Genomic DNA, 10,649 nt, shown 5'->3' on the forward strand with positions numbered 1-10,649 from the left:
CCCGGCGCACGCCGGCCGCGCGCTCCCGGGAGCGCCCCCGCATGCCCCGTGCACATGCGCGGAGGCAATCCCCGCATTCGCCCGCGCGTCTCCACGGCCCCGTCTACGCTGTCGCCTCCAGAGAACCACCAAGTGCCCACACACCATGGGGAGTACGTGGACCCGGCAGTCATCGGGGTTCGCCTCACGTCGAATCTTGTCGCACCACTTATTCGCAATCTATTTCGAACCGAAGGGGTGGGCGCCGATCTGGTGCAGCACCCGGTTCGAATCAGCGCGCTGGTCTCCTTCAAGGGAGAGAAGCGCACCCTGACGGACGCGGACTTCACCCGCATCGCCGAAAAGCTGGTCGACCGGGCGGCGACGGCCACCGGGCTGTACGAACAGCTCCCCTCCTACGAGCTGAACGCCCTGGGCAACGCGGTGGCCAACTCCCTCCGCGCGTTGGGCGATCTGACCATGGACGATGTGCAGGCGGTCCGGCTCGGCCATCGCGCGCTGGCCAGGGCGCTGCTCCGCGAGTCCCCCAGCGCCACCATCGGCCTCTCGACGGACGCCGTACTGCTCCACGAACGCATTCTGGAAACGGCCTGTCTGCATATCCTGCATTTCTTCACCCAGCGGTCCAGCTTTGTGCCCAGAACTCTGGTGGAGCACAGCCGTCAGATCGCCGAGCTTTCCGAGACGATCGACCGGCTGATCTCCCGCACCCCGGCCCCGGCGGACACTCCCTACGAAAGTCGCTATCTGTCCTATATGGCGGACAAGCACAGCGAGTTGAATGTGTTCGGGCTCGATCTGGTGCATTCCCCGCACAGCTGGCCGTTGGACAGCGCCTATCTGAGCCTGGAGGCGAGTACCCGTGCGCCGGGCCCGGGGCCGGGGCTGATGCCGGCCGAGCAGGTGCTCTCCGGGCGCGACCGGGTGCTGCTGCGGGGCGTCGCCGGCTCGGGCAAGACGACGCTGATCCAGTGGCTCGCGGTGACGACGGCGGGGCGCAAGACCGGCGATCAGCTGCTCGATCTCTACGGTCTGGTGCCCTTTGTGCTGCCGCTGCGCACGCTGACCCGCGCGTCCGGCGCCGCGCTGCCGGGCCCGGACCGGTTTCTCGACGCGGTGGGCTGCACGATCGCCGGTGAACAGCCGACCGGCTGGGCCCATCGCGTACTGAGCGAGGGACGCGGCCTGTTGCTGGTCGACGGGATCGACGAGATCCCGGAGCACGAACGGCTCCAGGTCCGCACCTGGCTCCGCGATCTACTGCTCGGCTATCCGAGGAACCGCTGGCTGGTGACCTCGCGCCCCTCCGCCGTGCGGGACGACTGGCTGGCCGGCGAGGAGTTCACCGAGCTGGATCTGGCGCCGATGAGCCCGGACAACGTGGGGGCGTTCGTGCGCCGTTGGCATGTCGCCGCCGGCGCCGGGGACGCCCTGGCGCATTCGCTGCTCCAGGCGCTGCGCCGAAAGCAGGATCTCGGCCGGCTGGCGACCAACCCGCTGATGTGCGCGTTGATCTGCGCGCTCCACCAGGAGCGGCGCGGCTATCTGCCCAACGGGCGCATGGAGTTGTACAGCGCCGCGCTCTCCATGCTGCTGGCGCGCCGGGACCGGGAGCGTGGCATCGTCGCCCCCGAACGGCTGGTGATCAGCGAGGCGCACCAGATCCAGCTGCTCCAGCGGCTCGCCTACTGGATGATCCGCAACGAGCGTTCGGAGATGGACCACGCGGACGCGGTGACGCTTCTCGACCGTGCCCTCCCGGCGCTGCCGGTGCTGGCCGAACGGTCGGACAGCGAGACGATCTTCCGTCATCTCCTCAACCGCAGCGGTCTGTTGCGGGCGCCGAGCGTCAGCACGGTGGACTTCATCCACCGCACCTTCCAGGACTATCTCGGCGCCAAGGCCGCCGTGGAGGAGCTGGACTTCGATGTGCTGGTCAGCAACGCGCACCTGGACCAGTGGGAGGACGTCATCCGCATGTCCATCGCCCACGCCCGGCCGGCCGAACGCGCCAAGCTGCTGACGTCGCTGCTGAACCGGGGCGACGAGGGGCCCGACCCGGGCCACCGGCTCCATCTGCTGGCGGCGACCTGTCTGGAGCACGCCACCGAACTGGACCCCACCGTGCACCGTGAGGTTCAGCAACGTGCTGCCGCGCTGATCCCGCCGCGCTCCAGGGACCAGGCCAGGGCGATGATCGAGGTCGGCCCGGTGGCCCTCGAACTCCTCCCGGGGCCCGAGGGGTTGACCGTCGAGGAGTGCTACCACACCGTGCTGACGGCGGCCGGGATCGCCACCGACGCCGCGATCCCCGTGCTCGCCCAGTACTGTCTGACCGCCGATCCCCGGGTGCGGGAGCTGCTGGTGCGGTCCTGGAGCCGCTTCGACACGGTGCGGTACGCGGCCGAGGTGGTCTCCCAGGTCGACGACGGGGACCTCTACTTCCCTGTCTCGCATCCGGCGCAGGTGCGCGCCCTGGCGGCCCACGGCGGGCGCCACCGGATCGCGGTCACCGGCGGGTTCCCGCTCCAGGAGTGCGCGCCGCTGTGCCACGCCCGCCGGGTCACCCATCTGCGGCTGACCGCCGAGACGGAGCTGGACGCGGCCGCGCTGTCCTGCTTCCGCGATGTCCACCAGATCACCGTCGGGCCGGCGACCGCCCTGCTCGATCTCGGTGAGTTCGCCGAACTGCCCTCGTTGCGCTCACTCCATGTCTCGCCGGCCACGGCGCTGCTCGGCGAGGACGCCCTGCCGCGCCATGTCCGTGTCGAGGTCCACGAATCGCTCTCCCTCGCGGGACAGGACCTCGGCCAGGAGCTGTCCGCCGCGCCCGTCCTGGGCTAGCCATAGCAACAGCCACAGCCACAACGGGGGTCACCGCGGCGGGTTCAGGAGGACCAGCGGCCCGCCCAGCCGGGGAACGAGGCCGGTGTCGCCCCGATCGGCCGCCCGTCGGGGCCGGTCTCCCCGGACGTCGCGGCGCGCAGGTCGTCGGCCAGCTGATAGAGCGACGGGCCATAGGTCGGATCGGAGAGCGCCGCCGCGAACTGCGCCTTCAGATAGGCCTCGGGCGTGCCGGTGTCGTACCAGGTGCCGTTGATGACCTGCCCGTACACCGGGTGTTCGGCGGCATGGGCGTTGAGCGCGTCGGTGAGATAGATCTCGCCGTCCGGACGGTCGTACCAACGGCGGGTCTGTTCCTCCAACTCGGCGATCACCCCCGGGGTGATCACATAGCCGCCGATGGCCGCGAAAGGCGATGGCGCGTTACGTGGCTCCGGCTTTTCCACCAGGCCGCCGATGGCCATACAGCCATTGCCCAGATCCTCCTTGACAATGGGCACCCCATAACGCCCTGACTCGGCCGGGTCCATGGGCATCAGGGCCAGCACGGGGGCGTCGGTGGTGTCATAGGCGGCCATCAACTGCTGGGCACGCGGCACCTCGGAGACGAACACATCATCGGGCCACAGGACAAGAATCGGCTCCTCGCCGAGAATGCGATAGGCGTTCAACACCGGGGTGCCATTGCCATAGGGGCCGTTCTGATAGATGTAGGTGATGTGCGCGAGTTCCGAGACCTCCTGCACGCTCTCGGCGTGATCGTGCTTTCCGGCCTCCCGAAGCTGCGCCACCAGCCCGGGATTCGGGCGGAAGTGCTCCTGGATCAGATCCTTGCTGCCGCTGGTGACGATGATGATCTCCTCGATGTCCGAGGCGACCAACTCCCTTACCGTGTGCTCGATCACCGGCTTGTCGCCGATCGGCAACATCTCCTTGGGCAGGGCACGGGTCAGCGGCAGCAGTCGGGTGCCGAGGCCGGCCGCGGGAATGACGGCCTTACGAATTCTGGTCATGGTGAGGGAACCCTTCGGAGCCGAAGTCGGGCACCGCGCGACGGCGGGCAACACCGACGCTACCAAGGCCCACCGGAACGGCATCTTGAGAAGCGTCTCGGGAAACCTCGTGTTCACCTTCCCCGCTCGGAATGCGCGGACTGCCCGGCTCTGCCAGCATGAGAAGGTGCGGGAAAAGGCGAACGCCATGCGTCGTGGAGATCACCGCGCCGACCAGGGGCGCGGCGACGGGCCACGTGCCGCGCGGGGCGGTCCCCGTCACCCGAGTGGCCCCGCCGCTCGCGACGCGTTGGGCGCCTATCGCGAGCGGCGCGATTTCTCCCGCACCTCGGAACCGGAAGCACAATCGTCGCCGGACGGCGCGGCGGCGCGTTTTGTGGTGCAGATCCACGATGCCAGCAGCATGCATTTCGATTTCCGTCTGGAGGCGGAAGGCGTGCTGAAATCCTGGGCCGTTCCCAAGGGCCCGTCCACCGATCCGCAGGACAAACGGCTGGCGATGCCGACCGAGGACCATCCCCTCGCCTACCGCGACTTCGAGGGCACCATCGCGGAGGGCGAGTACGGCGCCGGCACGGTGATCATCTGGGACGAGGGCACCTGGCGGCAGGAGCGCGGGCGGTCGGTGACCGAGGCGCTGGAGCGGGGCCATCTCTCGTTCCGGCTCGACGGCCGCAAGCTGCGCGGCGGCTTCGCCCTCACCCGTTTCCGTGCCGGTGCCTGGCTGTTGGTCAAGCGCGACGACACGGGCGCCGACCCCCGTGGCACCCCCGATCCGAAGCGCGCCCGCTCGGCCCGCACCGGCCGGACGCTGCGGCAGACGGCGGCCGACGCCGGGTAGCCGCCGCGTGCCGGTGCGGGCGGGCCGCCTCAGGGGAGGCCGCCTCAGGGGAAGTTGATGGCCGCTCCGGTGCCGAGATGTTCGGTGGCCGCCAGATCGGCCTCGACGGCGGCGAGTTTGGCGCGGATCGCCTCGAAGGCGTCATCGCCCAGCGCCAACCGCAGGGGCGGGTCCGGCAGTCCCAGCACGGCGAGCAGGGCGTCGGCGGCCTTCCGGGGATCGCCCGGCTGTTGCCCGTCCAGGGCTCCCGGCAGGCTCTCGCGCAGCGGGCCGACCGTCGCCGCGTAGTCGGGCAGCGGCGGCGGCGTCGAGATGGCGCCGTTGAACGCGGTGCGGAAGGCGCCGGGTTCGACGATCAGCACCCGAACGCCCAGGGGCCGCACCTCCTCGCTCAGTGCCTCGCTCGCCAGCTCCAGCGCGCCCTTGGCCGCGCAGTAGGCGCCGACGCCGGCGAAGGACAGCAGTCCGCCCATGCTGCTGACCTGCACAACGGTGCCCGAGCGCCGGCGGCGCATGCCGGGCAGCACCAGCCGGGTCAGCCGGAGCGGGGCATGGAACATCACATCGAGCACGCGGCGGAGTTCGTCCTCGCCGGTCTCCTCGACGGCGCCCACGGTGCCGAATCCGGCGTTGTTCACCAGCACGTCGATCGGGCCGCCCACCGCCTCCGCGTCGTGCACGGCGGTGGCGCAGCCGTCCGCGTCGGTCACCTCCAGCCGTACCACGGTCAGCAGCTCGGGGTGGTCGGCCGCCTTCTTCGCCATGGTCTCGGGGCGGCGCACCGCCGCCGTCACCCGGTCGCCGGCGGCGAGCGCGGCATCGACAAAGGCGGCGCCGAGGCCGCTGTTGGCGCCGGTGACGAACCAGTGCCGGCGGGCGGCGTCCGAACCCGCGGAAGAAGCAGAGGCGGAAGAAACAGAAGAAGAAGCAGTCATGGAACGACCCTGTCGCGGCGGGAGGGTGCCAGGACATGGGCCAAAGGTGGAACGTATCGGCCTTGTTCGAACGCGAGCCGCGTCCTATAACGGGACCGTGGAGCGATACCCCCCGCCGCGTGCCGCCACCCTGGCCGTGGCCTCACGGAGTTCGGGGCCCCGCCCCCTGCCCGCCGGAGAGCCGTTGCCGCCGGAGGACTACCGCCGGCTCTTCGGCGTGGTCGAGGCGGTGGACCGGGCGCCCGATCTGCCCACGTTCCGCGCGGAGTTGCTGCATGCCCTGGAGGAGTGGTTCGGCTATCCGAGCGTGGTGGTGCTGCACGGCCCGAGCATCGGCGCCGCGCTCCGCGGGGGCCATGGGATCAAGAGTGGCTACTCCCGAACGTTTCTGGACGAGTACGCCAGGCGCTGGATCGCCGACGATCCCTTTCTCTCCCCGCACGCCTGGGGGCTGCTCACCGAGCGCTCCGTGGTGACGCTGCGCGAGCTGGAGCCCGAACGCGATCCGCGCCAGGCCGCCTTTGTCGACGAGTTTCTGCGCCCGCACGGGGTGCGGGACAAGGTCGGGATGATGATCGACGCCGGCGAGGAGGGCGCGTTCTATGTCGGCGCCCTGGTGCGGGGCGCGCGGCGGATCCCGGCCCGCGATATCGCCGTGATGCGGGCGCTGAGCCGTCATCTGGCCCCGCTGGCCCGCCAACTCCTCGCCCGTGACCGGCTGTCGGCCGAGGCCGGGCGGCATCTCGCGCTGACGCCGAGGGAACGCGAGGTCGCCGATCTGGCCGCGCGCGGGCTCACCAACCAGCAGATCGCGGCCCGGCTCTTCGTCGGGGTGACCACGGTGAAGAAGCATCTGGGGCGCGCGCTGGCCAAGACCGGCTCGGCCACCCGCACCCAACTGGCGGTGCGCTGGGGCGCTCTCGCTACCGCGACCGCTTCCGGCACCACCCCGGTCGGAGAACAACCCTCCGCGATCAGCCCTGGTCATGGAGAGCACTCCAAGTGAGGGACTGCCGTCATGGATACCCGGAAACTAGGACGAAGCGGTATAGAGGTCAGTGCGCTGGGCTTCGGCTGCTGGGCGATCGGCGGCGAATGGCAGAACCGGCAGGGCGAACCGCTCGGTTGGGGACCGGTCGACGACGAGGTCTCGGTGCGTGCCATCCACCGGGCACTGGATCTCGGCATCACGTTCTTCGACACAGCGAACGCGTACGGTGCCGGGCACAGTGAGAGGGTGCTGGGACGAGCGGTCGCCGGCCGGCGGGATGCCGTGGTGCTGGCCTCCAAATGGGGCAATGTCGTCGACGAGGCCACCAGGACCAGCGCCGACGAGCCCGACCTGCGGCCCGAGCACGCCAGGGAAGCCCTCACCGCGACCCTGGGCCGGCTGGGCACCGACTATCTCGATCTGTTCCAACTACACGTGAACCAGGCTCCGTTGTCGGACGGCGCCGCGCTGCGGGACGCCTGTGAGGAGTTGGTCGCCGAGGGTCTGATCCGCGCCTACGGCTGGTCGACTGACGATCCCGAGCGCGCCCGGCTGTTCGCCGAGGGGCCGCACTGCGCGAGCGTTCAGGTCAACTGCAATGTGCTGCAGGATGCCCCGGAGATGCTTGCTCTCTGTGCGGAACTCAACCTGGCAGCCATCAATCGGGGCCCGCTGGCCATGGGAGTGCTCACCGGAAAGTACGCCGCCGCCGGTGGTCTGCGGCCCGGCGACATCCGTGCCACCCCGCCCGAGTGGCTGACCCTCTTCCGGGACGGCCGGGTGGCGCCCGAGTGGCAGCGGCGGTTCGACGCGGTCCGCTCCCTCCTCACCAGCGAGGGGCGCACCCCCGCCCAGGGCGCGCTGGCCTGGCTGTGGGCCCGCAGCCCGCACACCGTGCCGATCCCCGGGATCCGCACCGTGGAACAGGCGGAGCAGAACGCGGGCGCGCTGCGCTTCGGTCCGCTGACGGAGGGTCAACTGGCGGAGATCGAGGGACTGCTGGGCCGCTCGACGCCGTGAGCGCGGCACCCGTGAGCACGGCGACGGGCCGGCCCCTGACCCCGGGGCGGCCCGTCGCCCTCATGAGAGACTGCTCGGGAAGCTGACTCGACAGTGGAAAAGAGTGGGCCCACCATGGCGGACCAGATCAACGACGGCTCCGGGCAGAACGGCGAGGCGCCGGCCGGGATATCGGCAGCGACTCCGGCCCCCGAGGCCACCTCGTCATCGGACTGGAGCTGGGCCACCCCGCGGCCGGGCCAGGAGCCGGTGGAGATCGACACCAGCAAGCCCAGCATCGCCCGGGTCTACGACGCGGCGATCGGCGGCAAGGACCACTACGCCGTGGACGCGGCGGTGATCGCCGAGGGGCGCCGGGTCTCGGCCGCCGGGGTGGACAGCGCCCGTGTCAACCGCGATCTGCTGATCCGGGGCGTTCGTTACCTCGCGGAGCAGGGCATCGACCAGTTTCTCGACCTGGGCTCCGGGCTCCCCTCGGCGCAGAACACCCATCAGGTGGCCCAGGCGATCATTCCGGAGGCCCGGGTGGTCTATGTCGACAACGATCCGATCGTGCTCTCGCACGGCCGGGCGCTGTTGGCCAAGAACAACTGCACCAAGGTGCTGACCGCCAACATCCTGGATGTCGACGAGATCCTCAACCACCCAGAGGTGGACGGGTTTCTGGACTTCTCCCGGCCCATCGGCCTGCTGATGGTGGCCGTGCTCCACCACCTCCTGGACGAGGAGGACCCGGCCGGGCTGGTCGAGGCGTACAAGTCCCGGCTGGCCCCGGGCAGCCATCTCTTTGTCACCCACTTCTGCAACTCCTTCCCCGAGGCACGGGCGTTGCAGAACGTTCTGGTCCAGTCGCTGGGCCGGGGGCAGCTGCGCAGCCGGGAGGAGATCACCCGCTACTTCGACGGCCTGGAGCTGCTGGAGCCGGGCCTGGTGCCGCTTCCGCACTGGCGCCCGGACGGCCCGGTCCCCGAACCGCTGGACCACAGCGGCCTGTTGATGATCGGCGGGATGGGCATCAAGCGCTGAGCCGCGATGGTCCCGCCCCCGGGGGAAGCTCGGGGACGGGACCTTCGGGAACGCCGTCGGCCTACCCGGCGTGCACGGCGTGCACGGCCGATCCGGCTCAGCCGGCGTGCACGGCGACCGCCGACTTCGCCGGCAGTTCCACCGTCGCCTGACCGCCGGACACGGTCACCTCGGTGGCACAGTCGCTGAGCAGGTCGCAGTACTGGCCGTCGGGCAGCTGGGTGCCGAGCTGGACGCTGACCGACTCCCCGGAGTTGTTGATGGCGACCAGACCCGCGCCCCGGTCGAAACCGATCACGTTCTGCCGCGGGGACTGGATCTCCCCGACCTCGCTGCCGGCCACCGCGTTGCGCCAGCCGACGGCACCGGTGATCCGGGGGTCACGGTCCAGGCAGTACCAGCCGTTGTCGCAGTCGGTCCCGGTCACAAAGCCGCTGCCGTCGGCGGGCGGCGAATCGTCCCGGTCGCCGTACTCGAAGCCCGAGTAGACCGTGGGGGGCGCGTCCGACCAGGCCAGCTGGAAGACGTTGGCGAGCACGGCCGTGTCGCCGTCCCGGTAGGTGAGGTGGCGGCCGTCGCGCTCGGTGTCGTGGTTGGTGACAAAGGCGACGGAGTTGTCGGCCGGCAGCAGCCCGCCGCCGAAGTCGGTCAGCTGGGCGATATCGCCCTCGAAGGCGCCCTTGAGCTGGTCGCCCATGGAGAAGTCCAGCACCCGGCCGCTGCCGAAGTAGTCCTCAGCCGGGGGCGTCGGGCCGGGGAACACCTCGTGGAAGACGAACGGCCGCTCACCGTCGGCCGTGGAGTCCAGCGCGCCGATGATCGCCTCCAGATCCTCGGCCGGCATGTGCTTGGACGCGTCCACCCGGAAGCCGGAGACACCCAGGGCTATCTGGGAGTTGAGGTAGCCGACGATCTGCTCGCGCACATACGGGCTGCTGGTCTTCAGGTCGGGCAGTCCCAGCAGCTCGCAGTTCTGCACCTCCCAGGTGTCGTTGTAGTCGCTGATCTCCCGGTCGCAGATGTCGACGTTGTAGTCGGCCCGCGAGTACATCGGCGGCTCGTACTTGTCGCTGATCACGGTGCCGGCGTAGCCGGTGCCGCCGATGGCGGCGGTGTGGTTGATCACCGCGTCGGTGTAGACCCGGATGCCCGCGTCGTCGCAGGTCCGCACCATGGCGGCGAAGTCGCTCTCGGATCCGAGACGGCCGCTCAACTGGTAGCTGAACGGCTGGTAGATGTCCCACCAGGCGCCGTCCGGATGCGCCAGCGACTCGTGCGGCGGTGCAACCCACACCGCGCCGTAGCCCGCCGGGGCGAGCACATCGGTGCATTCGGCGGCCACGGAACTCCAGTTCCAGGCCCAGAGGTTGGCGATCACATCGTGCTCGGCGGCGAGGGGGGACACCGCCTCCTGCCCGGACGCGGCTTCCTGCCCGGACGCGGACGGTCCCGACGCGGCCGGCCCGGAGGCGGCCATGCCGCTGCCGGGGATCAGGGCGGTGAGCAGCCCGGCGAGGGGCAGTCCGAGCAACGCGATCCGCCACCCGGTCGTCCGGTGCGGGGTGGGGTGTGGGGGTTTCCTGCGCACAACGGCTCCTTCGACTTGCTCCGGAAGGCCACACGCGCCAGCGGCCGTTCTGCAAGAAGATGCAGAAACTTGCGGCATCGTATGAGCGTTGACCGACGCTGTAAACAGTCCGCGCACGGAGAAACCGCGACAGAAACCGGAACGCACCCGCTCGGAAGCGAACCGGCCACCCCCGGACCGCCGTTCGGGGCCCGTCGTCTTGCAACTTCTTTCACGAGCGGGGAGGCCCAGGGCGGGCCCCGGCCGGCCGGGGCCGGTTCGGTTCCAGGGGAGGACAGGTGCTGCCATCCCCGGCGCCCCCCGGCACCCCGGTCCAAGGGCCCGACGGCCGTCCCCGACCGGCCGACCGGCCGGCAACCGCCGGCTACCCGGACCCGTGGCCGCCACCCCC

The 10,649-nt window shown here is 70.4% G+C and carries 8 protein-coding genes; 5 read left to right on the forward strand and 3 right to left on the reverse strand.

Annotated features, from left to right (window positions below; genetic code table 11):
• Positions 1 to 252 precede the first annotated feature (252 nt).
• A complete protein-coding gene (locus AOM46_RS28280; protein WP_234314075.1) occupies positions 253 to 2,844 on the forward strand; it encodes an NACHT domain-containing NTPase in 2,592 nt (863 codons plus the stop codon).
• A gap of 44 nt (positions 2,845 to 2,888) precedes the next feature.
• Here the strand turns inward: AOM46_RS28280 and AOM46_RS28285 are convergent, their stop codons facing one another.
• Positions 2,889 to 3,857, reverse strand: a complete 969-nt coding sequence (locus AOM46_RS28285; RefSeq protein WP_078857268.1) for a UTP--glucose-1-phosphate uridylyltransferase — start codon at positions 3,855 to 3,857, stop codon at positions 2,889 to 2,891.
• 187 nt (positions 3,858 to 4,044) lie between these two features.
• Here AOM46_RS28285 and AOM46_RS28290 point away from each other — a divergent pair, with 187 nt between their 5' ends.
• Positions 4,045 to 4,698 carry a DNA polymerase ligase N-terminal domain-containing protein gene (locus AOM46_RS28290; RefSeq protein ID WP_078857269.1) on the forward strand — a complete coding sequence of 218 codons (654 nt, stop codon included), beginning with the start codon at positions 4,045 to 4,047 and terminating at the stop codon, positions 4,696 to 4,698.
• 44 nt (positions 4,699 to 4,742) lie between these two features.
• Here AOM46_RS28290 and AOM46_RS28295 read toward each other — a convergent pair whose 3' ends face one another.
• On the reverse strand, positions 4,743 to 5,633 hold the full coding sequence (locus tag AOM46_RS28295; protein ID WP_062216579.1) for an SDR family NAD(P)-dependent oxidoreductase: 891 nt from the start codon (positions 5,631 to 5,633) through the stop codon (positions 4,743 to 4,745).
• Between the two features lie 97 nt (positions 5,634 to 5,730).
• Here AOM46_RS28295 and AOM46_RS35680 point away from each other — a divergent pair, with 97 nt between their 5' ends.
• The 3 genes from AOM46_RS35680 to AOM46_RS28310 all read left to right on the forward strand — a co-directional run bounded on the left by AOM46_RS35680 (position 5,731) and on the right by AOM46_RS28310 (position 8,670).
• Positions 5,731 to 6,639 (forward strand): LuxR C-terminal-related transcriptional regulator, encoded by a 909-nt coding sequence (locus AOM46_RS35680; RefSeq protein ID WP_234314080.1) that lies wholly within the window; start codon positions 5,731 to 5,733, stop codon positions 6,637 to 6,639.
• Positions 6,640 to 6,651: 12 nt separating this feature from the next.
• On the forward strand, positions 6,652 to 7,644 hold the full coding sequence (locus AOM46_RS28305; protein ID WP_062216581.1) for an aldo/keto reductase: 993 nt from the start codon (positions 6,652 to 6,654) through the stop codon (positions 7,642 to 7,644).
• Between the two features lie 114 nt (positions 7,645 to 7,758).
• Positions 7,759 to 8,670, forward strand: coding sequence for an SAM-dependent methyltransferase (locus AOM46_RS28310; RefSeq protein ID WP_078857270.1), 912 nt, complete (start codon positions 7,759 to 7,761; stop codon positions 8,668 to 8,670).
• A gap of 97 nt (positions 8,671 to 8,767) precedes the next feature.
• Here AOM46_RS28310 and AOM46_RS28315 read toward each other — a convergent pair whose 3' ends face one another.
• On the reverse strand, positions 8,768 to 10,258 hold the full coding sequence (locus AOM46_RS28315) for an alpha-amylase family protein (RefSeq protein WP_062216583.1): 1,491 nt from the start codon (positions 10,256 to 10,258) through the stop codon (positions 8,768 to 8,770).
• Positions 10,259 to 10,649 lie beyond the last annotated feature (391 nt).

Source organism: Streptomyces sp. NBRC 109706 (genome assembly GCF_000974485.1).
In the GTDB taxonomy this organism is placed as follows: Bacteria; Actinomycetota; Actinomycetes; order Streptomycetales; family Streptomycetaceae; genus Streptomyces.

Bases quoted from the DNA above. Each gene is read 5' to 3' on its own strand.
- AOM46_RS28285 (WP_078857268.1), bottom strand. From the start codon at position 3,857: ATGACCAGAATTCGTAAGGCCGTCATTCCCGCGGCCGGCCTCGGCACC.
- AOM46_RS28290 (WP_078857269.1), top strand. From the start codon at position 4,045: ATGCGTCGTGGAGATCACCGCGCCGACCAGGGGCGCGGCGACGGGCCA.
- AOM46_RS28295 (WP_062216579.1), bottom strand. From the start codon at position 5,633: ATGACTGCTTCTTCTTCTGTTTCTTCCGCCTCTGCTTCTTCCGCGGGT.
- AOM46_RS28305 (WP_062216581.1), top strand. From the start codon at position 6,652: ATGGATACCCGGAAACTAGGACGAAGCGGTATAGAGGTCAGTGCGCTG.
- AOM46_RS28310 (WP_078857270.1), top strand. From the start codon at position 7,759: ATGGCGGACCAGATCAACGACGGCTCCGGGCAGAACGGCGAGGCGCCG.